General features: G+C 71.0%; 13 protein-coding genes. 2 read left to right on the top strand and 11 right to left on the bottom strand.

Annotated features, from left to right (window positions below):
* Positions 1-54 precede the first annotated feature (54 nt).
* Complete coding sequence (locus tag E1283_RS00845; protein ID WP_132815467.1) at positions 55-2037, top strand: OmpL47-type beta-barrel domain-containing protein; 1983 nt, start codon at positions 55-57, stop codon at positions 2035-2037.
* 556 nt (positions 2038-2593) lie between these two features.
* Here E1283_RS00845 and E1283_RS00835 read toward each other — a convergent pair.
* Positions 2594-3190, bottom strand: coding sequence for a TetR/AcrR family transcriptional regulator (locus tag E1283_RS00835; protein ID WP_132815463.1), 597 nt, complete (start codon positions 3188-3190; stop codon positions 2594-2596).
* A gap of 101 nt (positions 3191-3291) precedes the next feature.
* Here E1283_RS00835 and E1283_RS00830 point away from each other — a divergent pair, with 101 nt between their 5' ends.
* The gene (locus E1283_RS00830; RefSeq protein WP_132815461.1) at positions 3292-4854 is read left to right on the top strand and encodes an MFS transporter; all 1563 of its coding nucleotides are present in this window, start codon (positions 3292-3294) and stop codon (positions 4852-4854) included.
* A gap of 377 nt (positions 4855-5231) precedes the next feature.
* Here the strand turns inward: E1283_RS00830 and E1283_RS00820 are convergent, their stop codons facing one another.
* The 10 genes from E1283_RS00820 to E1283_RS00775 all read right to left on the bottom strand — a co-directional run bounded on the left by E1283_RS00820 (position 5232) and on the right by E1283_RS00775 (position 15903).
* On the bottom strand, positions 5232-6251 hold the full coding sequence (locus E1283_RS00820; RefSeq protein ID WP_132815459.1) for an aldo/keto reductase: 1020 nt from the start codon (positions 6249-6251) through the stop codon (positions 5232-5234).
* Positions 6248-6562, bottom strand: a complete 315-nt coding sequence (locus E1283_RS00815) for an L-rhamnose mutarotase (protein WP_207930248.1) — start codon at positions 6560-6562, stop codon at positions 6248-6250. Before E1283_RS00815 ends, E1283_RS00820 begins: the two co-directional genes overlap by 4 nt.
* On the bottom strand, positions 6559-7866 hold the full coding sequence (locus tag E1283_RS00810; protein ID WP_132815457.1) for an alpha-L-fucosidase: 1308 nt from the start codon (positions 7864-7866) through the stop codon (positions 6559-6561). The genes E1283_RS00815 and E1283_RS00810 overlap by 4 nt, the downstream gene beginning before the upstream one ends.
* Positions 7867-7923: 57 nt before the next feature.
* Positions 7924-8766, bottom strand: a complete 843-nt coding sequence (locus tag E1283_RS00805) for a carbohydrate ABC transporter permease (RefSeq protein WP_132815455.1) — start codon at positions 8764-8766, stop codon at positions 7924-7926.
* Entirely contained in the window at positions 8759-9739 is a 981-nt protein-coding gene (locus tag E1283_RS00800) for a carbohydrate ABC transporter permease (protein WP_243744515.1), read from the bottom strand. Before E1283_RS00800 ends, E1283_RS00805 begins: the two co-directional genes overlap by 8 nt.
* Before the next feature lie 17 nt (positions 9740-9756).
* On the bottom strand, positions 9757-10986 hold the full coding sequence (locus tag E1283_RS00795; RefSeq protein WP_132815451.1) for an ABC transporter substrate-binding protein: 1230 nt from the start codon (positions 10984-10986) through the stop codon (positions 9757-9759).
* Positions 10987-11168: 182 nt separating this feature from the next.
* The gene (locus E1283_RS00790; RefSeq protein WP_207930252.1) at positions 11169-12449 is read right to left on the bottom strand and encodes an enolase C-terminal domain-like protein; all 1281 of its coding nucleotides are present in this window, start codon (positions 12447-12449) and stop codon (positions 11169-11171) included.
* 222 nt (positions 12450-12671) lie between these two features.
* On the bottom strand, positions 12672-14279 hold the full coding sequence (locus E1283_RS00785; protein WP_132815447.1) for an amidase: 1608 nt from the start codon (positions 14277-14279) through the stop codon (positions 12672-12674).
* Positions 14276-14578, bottom strand: coding sequence for a hypothetical protein (locus E1283_RS00780; RefSeq protein WP_132815445.1), 303 nt, complete (start codon positions 14576-14578; stop codon positions 14276-14278). The genes E1283_RS00785 and E1283_RS00780 overlap by 4 nt, the downstream gene beginning before the upstream one ends.
* Before the next feature lie 194 nt (positions 14579-14772).
* On the bottom strand, positions 14773-15903 hold the full coding sequence (locus E1283_RS00775) for a ferric reductase-like transmembrane domain-containing protein (protein WP_132815443.1): 1131 nt from the start codon (positions 15901-15903) through the stop codon (positions 14773-14775).
* Positions 15904-15954: the final 51 nt, after the last annotated feature.

Raw genomic sequence — 15954 nt, 5'->3', positions numbered from 1 at the left:
CCGCCGACCTGATCCGACCCTGACCCGCCCCCGAGGCAGAAAGGAGGACGAGTGATGACGCACGGCAGATCCCGCGCGCGTGCCGCCGCCCACGCGGCGACCACGCACCGCCGGCTCGCGGTGCTGTTGGCCCTGTGCCTGGCGGCGCTCGCGCTCGGACCGCTGTCCGGCGCCCGGGCCGACCAGCCGCGCGGCGGCGAACCGGCACCGGCCGCCGAGCAGGTGCTGACCTGGACGGCGGACAACGACATCACCCGCTACCTGTCCGCGCCCACCACGGCGGTCGCCGGCGAGGCGACGCTCGTCTTCGAGAACAGCGCGGCCACCGGCAACACCACCGGCATGCCGCACACGTTGACGTTCGACAGCTCCAACCCGGCGTACAACAACGACGTGTCGGTGAACATCCTCGCCAACCCCAACGACGCCAACGGGGGCCGGTACGAGGTCGACGTCAACCTCACCCCCGGCACCTACCGGTACTTCTGCTCCATCCCGGGGCACGGCCAGATGCAGGGCACCCTCGTCGTCACCGACGGCGGCAGCGGCGAGGACACCACCCCGCCCGAGGTCACGGCCGAGGTGGACGGCGACCGGAACGCCGACGGCGACTACGTCGGCAGCGCCACCGTCAGCCTGTCCGCCACCGACACCGGCTCGGGCGTCGACCGGATCGACTACGCGGTCGACGGCGACGACTTCACCGCGTACGAGGCGCCGGTCGTGCTCAACACGATCGGCGAGCACACCGTGACCTACCGGGCGACCGACAAGGCCGGCAACGTCTCCGACGACCAGACGGTCACCGTCCGGGTCGTCGAGCCGTCCGGCGACGACACCACCCCGCCCGAGGTGACGGCCACCGTGGACGGCGAGCGGAACGCCGACGGCGACTTCCTCGCCATGGCCACGGTCACCCTCACCGCCACGGACGACGACTCCGGCGTGGCCGCCGTCGAGTACTCGGTCAACGGCGGCGCGTTCACCCGGTACACGCAGCCGGTGATGGTGCACAGCGTCGGCGACCACACGGTCGCCTACCGGGCGACCGACAACGCCGGGAACTCCTCGGAGCCGGGCACCGTCGCCTTCACCGTCGTCACGCCGGAGGACCCGGGCGAGCCCGGTGAACCCGGCGAACCGCCGGTGGAGTGCCCCGAGTCCGACGACCGGCCGCTGGTCGTGGTCGGCGAGGAGGTGACCGGCGTGCCCAACAGGACCGCGCCGGACGGCTGCACCATCAACGAGGTCATCGAGGACGAGCGCGGCTGGTCGTCCAAGGGCTCGTTCCTCAGCCACGTCCGCACGGTGACGGACCGGCTGTACATCGCCGGGCTGGTCGACGAGGCGGGCCAGGCCGAGATCGAGGAGGCCGCAGAACGCTCGGACGTCGGCGAGCCCGGCAACCGGGCGGGCTACGAGCGGATCCTCACGGGCACCGAGCAGTCCCTCGACCGGTGGACGCACGTCGGCGGCGGGGCCTTCGGCCTCAACGACGACGGCTCCATCACCAGCAGCACCTCCGTCCCCGGGATGGGCATGCTGTGGTTCCCCGAGGCGCAGTACGGCGACTTCTCGCTGCGCCTCAAATTCCGTGACGACGCCGGCGGTTCCGCGAACAGCGGGGTCTTCGTCCGCTTTCCCCGGGTGTTCAACCACCCGGAGGAGTCGCGTCCCGAGTGGGTGGCCATCAAGTACGGCCACGAGATCCAGATCTTCGACGGCCGGAACGGCGACCAGTACAAGACCGGTTCCGTCTACGGCTACGACCTGGTGAACCGGGGCGAGGGCATGCCGGTGCCGGGCGGGGTCTGGAACGACTACGAGATCCGGGTGATCGACCAGCACTACTGGATCTACCGGAACGGCTTCCTGATCAACGAGTTCGAGAACGCGCCGGGGCAGCTGTTCTCCCCGCCGCGCGCCGACGACCCGGGCACGGACGGGCGGCAGCACGACACGGGGTACATCGGGTTGCAGACCCACGGCACCTCGGACGTGATCTCCTTCCGCGACATCCGCATCCGGTCGCTGTAGCGACAGAACGCGCCGGCCGATGACCGACGGATGCCGTGGAGCGACAGGCGGCGCCTGATCCGCGACACGGCGAAGCCGGCCCCCTCCCGTGTGTGCGGATTCCAAGGGCCGTCGCAACACGGCTGATCAACTGGCTGTTGCCAGGAGGTTAGCCAGGCGCTCGGCTGGGGTTTCCCAGCCGAGCGTCTTGCGTGGGCGGCTGTTGAGCTCGGCGGCGACCTTCCCCAGGCGCTCGACGGCCTCAGGAGCCTGCGGGCGCAGGGCGTCACCACCTATCCGGAGTTCGACCCCGACGCGGTGCTCACCGCGCTGACCCGTGCGGCGCTGCCGCAGGCCGTGGCGGTGCCGTTGCTCCGCGCCCGGCACGACGAGCGGGTCGGAACTCGTCCTGCACTACACGGGTGAGCGCGTACCGGGGGGTGACGCCGCGCCGCGAGCTGACGTCCCATCTGCCGGAGGCGGCGGTGCCGAAGGTCTACCGCCATGTGGCCGAGTTCCGTTGAACTCCAACCGCGAGGTGGACCGGAAGGCACTGGCCCAGGAGGCGGCCGGCGGCTCAGGCGGGAGTCTTTGAATCAGCCCGCCGCACGTCCTCCACGACGGCCTGGAGCGCCTCGGCGAGCGCGGCACCCGTGGGGGCGTGCTCGGGGTCGACGACCCACTGCATCATCACGCCGCTGAGCAGGGCGTGGTAGAACTGCCCGACGGCGACGTGGACGTTGGGCGGCAGATCGATGTTGCCCAACAGCAGCCCCACCAGGCTCTCCTGGGCCTGGAGCTGCGCCTCGACGAAGAAGCGGCGCACCTCGGGCACGTGGCCGATCTGCGAGACCGCGTCGAACTGGGCTGCCCAGATCGGTCGGTGACGGTCGAACAGCTCGATCACCTGGGTCCACGCCTGCTCGAAGCGGCCGATCGGGTCCTGCGGGAGGTCCCCGGCATCGCTCAGGGCGGTCCGCAGCTCGGTCGCCCACTCGTCGAGCGCCTCCATGATCGCGGCGTTGAGGAGGGCCTCCTTGGTGCCGTAGTGGTAGCCGATCGACGCCAGGTTGGCCCCGGACGCCTCGACGATGTCCCGAGCGGTGGTGCGGGCGTAACCCTTCTGGTAGAGACAGCGCTTCGCTCCGACGAGCAGATCCTCTCGGTGTCCCATGCGAGACAGTCTAATCACAGGTTCAGAGATCTGTTTAGCACGAACGTGGTAGACAGATTTCGTCATAGACAGATTACTCATACAGATCTATGGTGCTCGCCATGAGTTACCAACGTGCCACCCGTAAGGAGTGGGCCGCCCTCGCCGTCCTCGTCCTCCCGGTCCTTCTGTTGTCCATGGACATGACGGTGTTGTACTTCGCGGTGCCCTTCCTGAGCGCCTCTCTGGAACCCAGCGCCACACAGCAGTTGTGGATCGTGGACATCTACGCGTTCATGCTGGCCGGGCTCCTGATCACGATGGGAACCGTCGGTGACCACATCGGCCGCCGGAGGCTCCTGATGATGGGTGGGGCGGCTTTCGGTGTCGCCTCGTTCGCCGCCGCCCACGCCGGCAGCGCGGAGTTACTGATCGCGGCCCGCGCCGTCCTCGGCCTGGCGGGTGCCGTGCTGGCGCCGTCCACCCTCTCCCTGATCCGCAACATCTTCCACGACCCCGGCCAGCGCCGCACCGCCATCGCGGTGTGGACCGCCGGCCTGTCCGGCGGCGCCGCACTGGGCCCGATCGTCTCCGGACTCCTGCTCGAACACTTCTGGTGGGGCTCGGTCTTCCTCATCAACATCCCCGTGATGGTGCTGCTCCTGATCCTGGGCCCGATGCTGCTGCCGGAGTCGCGCTCCCCCGACCCCGGCCGCTTCGACGTCCTCGGCGCCGTGCTGTCGCTGGGCGCCGTGCTGCCCTCCATCTACGGCATCAAGGAACTGGCCGAGGACGGCTTCAGGTGGTCGCACGCGGCCGTCACGGCCGCCGGGATCGTCATCGCCGTGCTGTTCTTCCTCCGTCAACGCACCGCCGCCAACCCGCTCATCGACCTGAGCCTGTTCCGTGACCGGGGGTTCAGCGCGTCCATCGGCGTCAACCTGGTGGCGCTCTTCGCGATGGTCGGCTTCCTGCTGTTCTCCACCCAGTGGATCCAACTGGTTTACGGGCTCGACCCGTTGGAGGCAGCGCTGTGGACTCTGCCGGCGCCGGTGGCGGTGGCGATCGCGACCTCGGTGGCCGCCCAGCTGGCCAAGTCGGTCCGGCCCGGCTTCATCATCGGCATCGGCATGGTCGTCGCCACCGTCGGGTTCGGCATCATGACGCAACTGGCGGCCGACTCCGGCCTGGCCATGGTGGTGGTCGGGGCGACGGTGCTGTCGGCGGGTGTCGGCATGGCGATCCCGCTGACCGCGGACATGATCGTCTCAGCGGCTCCGCCCGAACGGGTGGGCGCGGTGTCCGCACTGCCGGAGACCAGCAACCAGTTGGGCGGGGCGTTCGGCGTGGCCGTCCTCGGCAGCGTCGGAGCCGCCGTCTACACCAACGAGATCGACGACGCGACGGGCGGACTGCCCCCCGCCGCGGCGGAGGCCGCCGAGGGCTCGCTCGGCGGGGCCAACGAGGTCGCGAACCAGCTGCCGCCCGAGGTCGGCGAGCCGCTGCTGACCGCCGCCGGCGAGGCGTTCACCGACGGCATGAACCTGGCCGCCGTGGCAGGAGGCGCCGTGATGCTGGCGGGTGCGATCGGCGCCGTCATCCTGATGCGTCACGTCCGTATCCCCACCGGCGAGACGCCGGTGCCGCGGACGGAGCGGGCCGAGCCGGTCGACGCGGCCGACTGAAGGGCCCGCCCCCAGACCTCCCCCGTGCCTTCGATGCGGGCGAGGCCGCCGCGTGGTGACCCGGCTCGCCGCCGTGGTGTGGGTGGTGTGGCGCGGCAGCTCGTCGACCGCCGTGGCTGTGACGCTCTTGTCCTCGCACCAGAGACTCGGCTCGTCGGGGTGGTCGAGGAGGGCGAGGACACCGGTCGCGATCACGTTGGTGGTGGCCGCGAAGCCGGCGGTGAAGAGGAAGAGGATGAGGCGGTCAGCTCCTCCTCGTCGGGCTTGCCACCGTCGGCCGCCGCCGGAGCGCGGCGGCGCGCGCCGGCGCCCAGGCACCCCGCCGGCCCGGCCATGGAAGGCCGGCCGCCGGCGGGGGCGCCTTCGTGACCCGCCGGCTAACCGGGCTCGCGGAGCAGGCCGGCCGCGGCCAGGTCGTCCCAGAGTGCGTCGGGCACCGGCACGGTGGCGCGGGCCGCGTTCTCGCGGACCTGTTCCGGTGCCTGGGCGCCGACGGCGACGGCGGCCACGGCCGGCGCCCGGCGCGGGAAGGCGAGCGCGGCGGTCGGCAGGTCCACGCCGTGGCGCGCGCAGACCGCCCGGATCGCGGTGATCCGCTCGAACACCGCGGCCGGCATCGGCCCGTACTCGTAGGGCAGCGACGGGTCGGGCGTCGGGTGGCTGAGCGCGCCGGAGTTGAAGACGCCGGCCGCGACCACGGCGACGTCCCCGTCGGCGCACTCGGCGAGCAGGGCGGCGGCCGGCTGTTCGAGCAGCGTGTACCGGCCGGCGACCATGACGACGTCGACCAGGCCGGTGCGCACCGCGGCGGTCAGGGTCGGCACCGACTTGGAGCCGACGCCGACGGCCCGCACGACGCCGGCGTCCCGCAGCGCGGCGAGCGCCGCGAGCCCGGTGGCCAGCGCCGCCTCGGGCCCGGCCGGCGGGTCGTCGCCGACCGCGGCGGCCGGGTCGTACTCGTCGGGGTCGTGCAGGTAGAGGACGTCGACGTGGTCGAGGCCGAGCCGGTCGAGGCTGTCGGCCAGCGACCGTTCGACGCCGGCCCGCGACACGTCCCACACCCGCCGGTGGGTGCCGGGCACCGCGAAGCCGTTGGCGAGGTCGTCGCCCACCGGTTCGGGGCGCGGGGCGGCCGGCACGATCAGCCGGCCGACCTTGGTCGACACCTGGAACTCGGCGCGGGGCCGGCCGGCCAGCGCCGCGCCGAGCCGCCGCTCGGCGAGCCCGAGCCCGTAGTGCGGCGCGGTGTCGAAGCCGCGGACGCCCGCCGCCCAGGCGGCGTCGACCGTGGCCCGGGCCGCCGCGTCGGTGATCTCCCGTCCCAGGTTGCCGATCCCGGCGCCGCCGAACCACCAGGGTCCCGCGCCGGTGACCGGCGGGCCGCCGCTCCCCGTCACGCGAGGCTCCACACGAGGGGCAGTCCTTCGTCCTCGCCCGAGTAGTCGTCCTCGACCTCCAGCAGCTCGGCCATCCTGGCCTGCCAGGCGAGGTTGACCGGGTCGTCGGCGAGGGCCAGGCGCATCGCCCGGTAGTCGACGACCTCGATGTCGTGGAAGAGGTCCCGGCCGCTGCGCCAGATCCGCCAGTCGACGACGCCGGCGGCCCGCAGCCGCTCGGCCAGCTCCGGCGGGATGGTGGCGTGCACGCGGTCGTACTCCGCCTCCCGCCCCGGCTTGAGGCGGGTGTGGACGGCGATGCGCTGGGTCACGCGCCCTCCTCCTCCGCCGCGGCCTCCTCGGTCAGGAACAGCTCGACCACCGGGACCGCCACGTCGGGCCTGACCACCGGCAGGGTGAGCGTCAGGGTACCGGCCGGCTGGCCGCCGATGCCGGTGGTGACGGCCTTGATGTCCGGGGCGATCTCGCGGTGGGCGAGCTCGGACGCGTCGTGCAGGAACTGCGCGTAGGCGACCTTGCCGGCGAGCCCCGGCAGGTGCAGGTGCTCGAAGGGCCAGGTGAAGAGGTGCAGGTAGAGGCGGTCGCCGCGCCGGGTGTAGCGGGCGTCGGGCGGGGCGGTGAAGGTGGCCGGGCCCGCGCCGCGGATGGACCGCTCGTGCCGGCGCATCCAGGCGCCGATGCCCTCCAGGGTGGCGAGCGCCGTGGGGTCGAGCTCGCCGCGCCCGGTCGGGCCGACGTTGAGCAGCATGTTGCCGTTCTTCGAGACGCCGTCGATCAGCATCCGCACCAGCAGGTCGACGCTCTTGACGTGGTGGTTGTCGCGGTCGTATCCCCAGCTGCCGTTGAGCGTCTGGCACGCCTCCCACGGCACGGGCACACCGTCGACCTCCATCGGCCGGTCGGGCTGGTACTGCTCGGGGGTGACGAAGTCGCCCGGGATGTCGAGCCGGTCGTTGACGACGATGCCGGGCTGGAGGCGGCGGGTGAGCGCGAGCAGTTCCTCCGAGCCCCAGTCGTCGGCGCCCTTGCCGCCCCAGACGTCGTGGTGGTCGTCCTGCCGGTAGGAGAAGTCGTAGAAGAGGTAGTCGATCTTGCCGTAGCCGGTCAGCAGCTCCTCGACCTGACCGTGCAGGTAGGCGCGGTAACGCGCCATGTCGCGCCCCTCGTTCAGCTTCTCGACCACCTCGCGCGGCTCGTCGCGGCGCGGGTGGTGGCCGTCGACGGTGAAGTCGGGGTGGTGCCAGTCGATGAGCGAGTGGTAGAAGCCGACCTTCAGGCCCTCGGCGCGGACGGCCTCGACGAACTCGGCGACCAGGTCCCGGCCGATCGGCGTGTGCGTCGACGTGTAGTCGGTGAGTTTGGAGTCCCAGAGGCAGAAGCCCTCGTGGTGCTTGGTGGTGAGCACCACGTACCGCATGCCGGCCTCCTTCGCGGCCCTGGCCCAGGCCCGCGGGTCGTAGAGGTCGGGCTCGAAGCGGTGGAGGTAGCGCTCGTAGTCCTCCACGGTCCGGCGCTCGCGGTTCATGACCCACTCGTGGCGGGCGGGCAGCGAGTACAGGCCCCAGTGGACGAACATCCCGAAGCGGTCGTGCGTGAACCAGGCGGGTACGGACATGGGGTGGGGCGTTCCCTTCGTGATGGGGGGTGCGTGTGGTGGGGTCGTGCGCGGCGGTCAGCGGCCGCCGAGGCCGCTGGTGACGATGCCGCGGACCAGGTGTCGTTGGAGCAGGAGCAGGATGACGACGGTCGGCAGCATGGAGATGACGGAGGCGGCCATGACGAGGTGCCACTGGCTGCCCTGCTGGCCGAAGAACTGTTGGAGCCCGAGGGGCACGGTGGCGTGGGCGTTGACGTCGTTGACGACGATCAGCGGCCACAGGAACGAGTTCCAGTAGGCGATGAAGGTGAAGACGGCCAGCACGGCGAGGGTGGGCCTGGCCAGCGGCAGCATGACGCCGAGGAAGGTGCGGACGACGCCGGCGCCGTCCATCCGGGCGGCGTCGTCGAGTTCACGCGGCACGGTGAGGAAGAACTGCCGGCAGAGGAACGCGCCGAAGGCGGTGAACGCCCAGGGGATGATCAGCGCCTGGAACGAGTCGACCCAGCCGAACTCCTGCATCATCACGTACATCGGGATGACGAGGACGTCCTGCGGGATCATCAGGGTGGCCAGGAACAGCGCGAAGACCAGGTTCCGGCCGCGCCACCGCAGCCGGGAGAAGGCGTAGCCGCTGAGCACGGCGACGGTGACGTTGATGAGCGTGCCGACGACGGCGACCAGCACGCCGTTGAGGACGAAGCGTTGGAACGGCAGGTAGCTGAAGACGTCCGCGTAGTTCTGCCAGCGGATCTCCGAGCCCCACAGCGTGGGCGGGCTGGAGAACGTCTCGGCGGCGGGCTTGAGGCTGGTGGCCACCATGTAGACGAGGGGTGCGAGGAAGACCAGCGCGATGGCGACGAGCAGCGCGTAGCCGACGGCCTGCCGGGGCCGCGAGGTGGTCTGGAGGCTACTCATAGTGCACCCACCGCTTCTGGCCGAGGAACTGGACCGCCGTGACGCCGAGGATGATGACGAAGAGCACCCACGCGCCGGCCGAGGCGAGGCCGAGTTGCTGCACCTGGAACCCCGTGTTGTAGATGTACTGGACCAGGGTCTCCGTGGAGGTGCCGGGACCTCCCTTGGTCAGCAGGAACGGTTGCGCGAAGACCTGGAACGAGGTGATGAGCGTCATCATGGTCCCGAAGAAGATCGTCGGGGAGATGGCCGGGAACTTGACGCGCCAGAACGTCTGCCAGGCGTTGGCACCGTCCAGTTGGGCGGCCTCGACCAGGTTCTCCGGGACGGCGTCGAGGGCGGCGGAGAACAGCAGCATGTTGTAGCCGAAGCCCTGCCAGACGCTCATCGCGACGATGGCGAGCATCGCCCAGTTCTCGTCGACCAGGAAGTTGGGCGCCTGGACGCCGACGGTCGAGTCGAGCGTCGCGTCGATCAGCCCGCCCGGCTCGTACAGCATCCGCCAGACCACGACGTTCGCGACGATCGGCGTCACGGTGGGGATGAAGAACAGCACCCGGAACACGTGCCGGTGGCGGATCCTGGGGGTGAGCCAGGCCGCGAGGCCGAGCGAGATCATCAGGTTCAGCGGCACGTAGAGGACCACGAACCCGACGGTGTTGAGGATGACGGTCCTGAAGACCGGGTCGGAGAAGAGGTCGGAGTAGTTCCCGAGGCCGACCCAGGAGCGTTCGCCGACCATCGGCCAGCTCATGAAGCTGACGACCAGGGAGGCGACGATCGGCAGCAGGGTGAAGATCGCGAGGCCGACCGAGTGGGGGCCGGCGAAGACCGCGCCCCACCACGAGCGGCGGCCGGGTTCCGGGCCTCCCGAGCCCCGGCGGGCACCCGCCGCCCGGTCGGCGGCGGCGGGCTTCCGCCCTGGTCGGTGCTCCGGTCCCCGCGGGGGGCGTAGGGGCATCACACTCGTCACGTGCTCACCTCCGCCGGTTATCCGAGCTGGCCGGCGATGGATTCCATCGTCTCGGCGCCCGACCGCTGCCCGTTGACGGCCTGCACGGCGTACTGCGTGAGGAGCTGCGCCAGTTGGTCGCTCTGCCGGTTGCCGGGCAGCGGGGTGGACGCCTGCTGCGCCGCGGTCAGCACCTCCTGGGCGCCCTCGATGTCCGCGCTGTCGTACCAGGTCTGCTGCGCCGCGGTCCTGGACGGGAAGGCCCGGCCCTGCTCGGCGAGCGACGTCAGCACCTGCTCGCTGGTCATCGTGCGGATGGCCTCGAACGCCCGGTCCGGGTGGGCGCACTCCTTGGAGACGCCGAAGCCGGAGCCGGCGGAGAAGGTGGAGGGGCCGGTGGTGCCGGCGGGGATGGTGGTCACGCCGAGGGTGAAGTCGACGCGGGACTTCTGTGTCAGCAGCGACCAGGGGCCGTCGATGTACATGCCGGCCTGGCCGTTGACGTAGGCGTTGTCGTCCGCGCTGGCCTCGGAGCTGGCCTGGGTGGCCTGGCCGGCGTCCACCAGCGACGACATCCAGTCGAGCCCCTCGGCGAACCCCGGGTCGGTGGCGTCGAGGCCGCCGTCCTCGGCGATCACGCGGCCGCCGTTGTAGCCGAGGATCAGCGACTCGACGAACAGGTCCTCGACGGAGGAGGCGAGGATCGGCGTGCCGGCCTCCGCGAAGCGGGCGGCGGCCGCCTCGAAGTCGTCCAGGGTCCAGCCGGGGCGCGGTGGCTCGGCGCCGACCTCCTCGAAGAGGTCCTGGTTGTAGAACATCACCACGGGCCCCGTGTCGTAGGGCAGCGCGTACAGGTCCCCGTCGACCCGCATGCCGTCCAGGGCGGTCTCGTCGAACTCGGAGAGGTCGACGCCGGCCTCCTCCGCGAGGGAGTCGATCGGCATCAGGACGTCGGTGAAGTTGGCGGCGCGCAGGCTCTGGATGCTGACGATGCAGGGCGCGTCGCCGGCGCTGAGCTGGGTGCGGAGCTTCGTCCAGTAGTCGGTGAACGGCGAGCCCTGGATGGTGACCTCGGGGCCGCCCTCCGCGCTGACGGCGTCGGCGACCTCCTGCCAGGCGGCCTGGTCCTCGCTGCCGGAGATCCACATCGACCACACGAGGCTGTCCTCGGTCTGGCTGGCGGCGTCGGTTCCGGAGGAGCATCCGGTCAGCATGAGCCCCGTGATGGTGGCGACCGATATGACGCCCAGGGTGAGTCGTCGTCTCATGGCATGTTCCACTTCGTTGCGTTTGGCGGCGTTGCCTGGTGCTTGGTGTGGTGCGTGCGGGGTCTCGTGTCAGCCGGCTGAGTCGATGGTGCGGCGATGAAAACATCCGATGTCTTCGACGTCAAGGCGTTGGAGCAAACCGCGATTATTCCGTTCGTCGCATCTGGGTCCTCGGGAGGCGTTCAGCCGGCCGCACATTGGTCGGGTGTCTGGGTGTACTCCTCGATGGACTGTGGGTGCATCTCGGTGCCGGCGCCGGGGGCCAGGGGCGGGTGGTAGCGCCCGTGGCGGACGTCGACCGGGGTCACGAAGTGTTCGTGGAGATGGTCGACGAACTCGATCATCCGCTCCTCGACGGAACCGGAAACCGCGAGGAAGTCGAACATCGCCAGATGCTGGACGGCCTCACACAGACCCACGCCACCGGCATGCGGACACACCCGCACCCCGAACTTCGCCGCCAACAACAGGATCGCCACGTTCTCGTTGACCCCCGCCACCCGCGTCGCGTCCAACTGCACCACCGACAACGCCTCCGCCTGCAGGAACTGCTTGAACACCACCCGGTTCGCCGCATGCTCACCCGTGGCCACCGGAACAGGCGCGACCGCCCGGGCGATCGCCGCATGCCCCAACACATCGTCCGGACTGGTCGGCTCCTCCACCCAGGCGAGGTCGAACGGCCGCAACGCCTCGATCCACCGGATCGCCTCGGCCACATCCCACCGCTGGTTGGCATCCACCGCGATCCGCACCCCAGGACCCACCGCCTCCCGAGCGATCCCCAACCGACGCGTGTCGTCGACCAGATCACCCCCCACCTTCAGCTTGATCTGGCTGAACCCCTCGACCACCGCCTCCCGACACAACCGCGCGAGCTTCTCATCGTCATAACCAAGCCAACCGGGAGTGGTCGTATACGCGGGATACCCCTCGGCCAACAGCCGACCCTCGCGCTCGGCACGCCCGGGCTCCGCCCGCCGCAGGATCTCCAGAGCCTCCTCCCTGGTCAACGCGTCACTGAGATAACGGAAGTCGACCAGGCCGACGATCTCCTCCGGACTCAACGAGGCCAACAGCCGCCACAACGGCTGACCCGCCCGCTTCGCCCGCAGATCCCACAACGCGTTCACCACCGCACCAACGGCCATATGCATGACACCCTTCTCGGGCCCCAGCCACCGCAACTGCGAGTCATGCACCAACTCCCGCCACACCCCACCCAGGTCGGCCAGCGTCGCCTCCACCTCCCGACCGACCACAAACCCCTCCAACGCCCGCAGCGCCGCGACCTGGACGTCGTTGCCACGACCGATCGTGAAGACGAAACCGTGACCCTCCAGACCATCACCCGCATCGGTCACCAAACGGAGATACGCGGCCGAGTAGTCCGGATCCGGATTCATCGCATCCGAACCGTCCAACGTCCGCGAGGTGGGGAAACGTACATCGTGCGTATGCATGCCGATCAGTCGAGCCACAGACACACTCCCTCTACGGGATCTACGTCACGGCGCACCCTAGACATCCGATGAATCACCGTCAAGACTGCGGTGGCTTCCGCTGTTTGATCCCCACATCCCGGAGAGGTTTCGTCAAGACACCCGACCAATAGCGGGCCTTGAAGTGAACACGGGTATCCGGCCCACCGATCGGTGGGCCGGATACCCGTGTTCGCCTCCGGCTCAGGCGGACGTGGCCGCCGCCTCCTCGGCGGTCAGGCGCGGCGCCGCGGTCGCCATGGCGCGCGCCCTGGACGTGGCCGTCGTCGGGTCGGCCGGGCGGCGCGTGTGCCAGTCGGTGACCGCCTGGTAGGCGGCGACCACCTCGAGCAGCCGGTCCTCCTCGTAGGGCTGGCCGCCGAGGATCACACCGGACGGCACGCCGTTCACGAAGCCGGCGGGGAAGCCGATCTCCGGCAGGCCCAGGATGTCGAACGGGACGACGTCGGTCTGGAACACCACGTCGCACTCGCCGAGCACGCTCTCGAAGACCTCCCGCAGCAGGTGGTTCTTGGCCCGCTGGGCGGTGATCCACTCGTCGCCCGACAGCATCAGCCCCTGGAGCCAGGACAGCAGCGAGACGCCGAACTTGCGCGGGTCGTCGCGCAGCCAGTGCCGGAACGGCTCGGTGCGTTCCGCGAGCCGCGCGCTGTTGAACGCGCCGGTCAGCAGGGACCAGTCGTCGGGGTAGGCGACGTCGACCAGGGTGACGCCGGGGATGGCGTCCAACTGGTCGAGGAGCGCCCGGCGCACGTCGGTCGCGGAGTTCAGGAAGTCGGCCGGCACCCCGATCCTGGTGGCCCGGCGCAGCCGGACCCGGCCGCGCGAGGAGACCGGCGTGGCGGCCTTCACCAGGTCGGGGACGGACGGCAGGCCGAGGGTGCGCGGATCGTCGCGGTCGGGGCCGGCCATCACCGCGAGCATCAGGGCGGCGTCCATCGCGTCCCTGGCCAGCGGTCCGACGTGGTCGCGGGTGTAGGAGAGCGGGATCACCCCGTGGACGGAGGCCCGGCCCATGGTGGGCTTCAGGCCGGTGAGGTTCTGCCGGTTGGCGGGCAGCACGATCGATCCGCCGGTCTGGGTGCCGATGGAGGACGAGGCGAGCCTGCCGGCGACGGCGCAGGCGGGGCCCGTCGAGGAACCGCCGGGATCGGTGGCCGGGTTGTCGGGGGTCCAGGCGTTGACGGTGGTGATCTCGCCGTTGGGCCTGGTCGCCCTGGTGGTGGCCAGCGGCCCCATCTGCCCCTTGCCCAGCACGATGCCGCCCGCGCCGGTGAGCCGGGCGACCACGGTGGCGTCGTAGTCGGGGACGAAGTCCTCGAAGACGTAGGAGTTGCAGCGGGTCGGGACGTCCTTGGTGAAGAAGTTGTCCTTGATGCAGAGCGGTATCCCGGACAGCACACCCCGCGGGCCGCTGCCCCGGTCTGCCGCCCGCGCCGCGGCCCGGGCGGCGTCGGCCGTCACCTCGGCGTACGCCTGGTAGACGGAGTCGAACGCGGTGACGCGGTCCAGGTACGCCTCGACCAGGGTGGACGAGGTCAGCTTGCGGCGCTTGATCAGCACGGCGGCCTCGGCCAGGGTGGCCTCGGTGGGGTCGCGGCGCGCCTCGTCCCGGACGTCGATGTCGGGCAGCCGGGGCTCGGCCCGGCCGCCACTCGCCGTGCGCGACGGTGTCACGGCGGCGGGGGTGCTCGCGGCGGCGGGGGCGGCGAAGGCCGCGCCGCCGGCCACGGCCCCGGTGGCCGCGGCGGAACTCGCCAGGAAGGTCCGGCGGTTGAGGGCTCGACTCATCGGGCGTCCGCCCCTCCGGTCCAGGCGTCGGTGATCGACGGGTAGAGCAGTGGCGGTGCGGCCTGCTGCGCGTAGGCGGCCGCTGGCCGCCCCTCGACCGGGGGCGTCCAGCCCGCGATCGCGACGGGCGACGACGTGACGAACGACCGCAGGGAGCGCAGCGCCTGATCGCGCGTGGGCACGCCGGTCTCGGGGTCCGGCTGCTCGGGCAGCCGGTCCAGGTCGAAGCCGGCCAGTGCGAGTCTCGTTCGTATGTAGGCGTCCACCTGTTCCGAGGTGGGCGGCGGGGGTTGGCTCAACGCATCCTCCGTGGTGCTGGGCGAGGAGTGACTCGGCGTGACTTCATCACCCGTTCGTGACCGCCCGATTGAGGCCGCATATCACCATTGTTACCGCTGTTACCGGTGGTTCACCGAACGCCCGGCACCGACCGTTACGTCACGTCACCGGTGGCCGCCGGTCCGCGCCCGCGCGGACCGGCGGCCCGCGGGCGTCAGCCGGTGGGTTGCGGCAGGTCGGCCTGGCGGTCGTCGTCCTCGCGGTCGCCGCCCTCCCGCTCCCGGGACCGCGCGGTGGCCGGCCCCGAGGGGCGGAGGCGGTGGGCGACGGCCACCAGGACGAGGGTCAGCGCCAACAGCCCCGTCCAGATGACCCACTGCTCGGGCCAGAGCCCCGAGGAGGCGCCGTCCGGCGTGCGGCCGCCGTCGGTTCCGGAGACGATGACGGCGGCCAGGCCGACGATGGTGGCGACGACCGCGAGGCGGCCGGCGACGCGGGCGGTCAGCGGCAGCGGCCGCGGTTCCCGGCCGGGTCCGCGCAGCCGCAGCCGTTCGCTGGGCCTGGCGGGCGCCAGCAGCCGGAGCAACAGCAGCCCGGCGAGCGGCATCTGCAACGCCCAGACCAGCGTCCGGAAGGAGCCGTCGTACCAGACGTTCGTGCCGTACAGCAGGGTGTGCCACACGCTGAGCACGTAGACGACGATGATGAAGCGGTGCAACGCCCGCCACATGCGCGCGCCCGTCCGCTGACGCACGTAGTAGGCGAGCCCCAGCACGATGCCGAGGTAGAAGGCGATCAGCCCCAGCAGGATCGCGATCCGGCCGGTGCCCGACGGGTATCCGCCTGGCACGAACGCCTCAAGGAACGCGGTCCGCACCAGGTCGCCCGCGGCCTGCCCGTCGAAGTTCGCCTGGATCTCGGCGCCGAAGAAGGTGACCGCGTGCATGAACATCAGCCCGATGGTCGTCAGGCTGGTGGTGCGGTGCCACTTCTCGACGCGGGCCGCCGTCATCCAGCGCCACGGTGGACGGCTACCGGACCTGAGCAGGCCGAAGACGATGGTGACGTAGGCCCACAGCAGGCCGGACCAGCCGAACGCCTGGCACAGCCAGTACAGCCAGTACCGGGGCGCGTCGGCGAGGAAGGGCATCACCTCGGTGGTGCCCGAGGTGCCGTTCTCGACCCGGACCCACAACCACCAGAAGACGAGGCCGGTGATCACCAGGGCCAGGCTGGCGTCGGGCACCGCGGCGCGGGTGTCCGCCCAGAGGCCCCGCCCGTCGAAACGCCTGGCGACTCTTCGCCTTCCGGCCGGGGGCACGACGGGTTTCGTGGAGTCGGTCATCGGAGTCCCGTTCTCTCGGAGTGACTTCGCGGCCCAGCCCCCGGTGACGAC

It is taken from the genome of Streptomyces hainanensis, from assembly GCF_004348415.1.
GTDB lineage: Bacteria > Actinomycetota > Actinomycetes > Streptomycetales > Streptomycetaceae > Streptomyces > Streptomyces hainanensis.
The sequence above is the reverse complement of the archived record's forward strand: the minus strand, read 5'-3'. Positions and strand labels throughout refer to the sequence as shown.

Coding starts and splice junctions, on each gene's coding strand:
- E1283_RS00845 (WP_132815467.1), top strand. CDS start 55: ATGACGCACGGCAGATCCCGCGCGCGTGCCGCCGCCCACGCGGCGACC.
- E1283_RS00835 (WP_132815463.1), bottom strand. CDS start 3,190: ATGGGACACCGAGAGGATCTGCTCGTCGGAGCGAAGCGCTGTCTCTAC.
- E1283_RS00830 (WP_132815461.1), top strand. CDS start 3,292: ATGAGTTACCAACGTGCCACCCGTAAGGAGTGGGCCGCCCTCGCCGTC.
- E1283_RS00810 (WP_132815457.1), bottom strand. CDS start 7,866: ATGTCCGTACCCGCCTGGTTCACGCACGACCGCTTCGGGATGTTCGTC.
- E1283_RS00805 (WP_132815455.1), bottom strand. CDS start 8,766: ATGAGTAGCCTCCAGACCACCTCGCGGCCCCGGCAGGCCGTCGGCTAC.
- E1283_RS00795 (WP_132815451.1), bottom strand. CDS start 10,986: ATGAGACGACGACTCACCCTGGGCGTCATATCGGTCGCCACCATCACG.
- E1283_RS00790 (WP_207930252.1), bottom strand. CDS start 12,449: ATGCATACGCACGATGTACGTTTCCCCACCTCGCGGACGTTGGACGGT.
- E1283_RS00785 (WP_132815447.1), bottom strand. CDS start 14,279: ATGAGTCGAGCCCTCAACCGCCGGACCTTCCTGGCGAGTTCCGCCGCG.
- E1283_RS00775 (WP_132815443.1), bottom strand. CDS start 15,903: ATGACCGACTCCACGAAACCCGTCGTGCCCCCGGCCGGAAGGCGAAGA.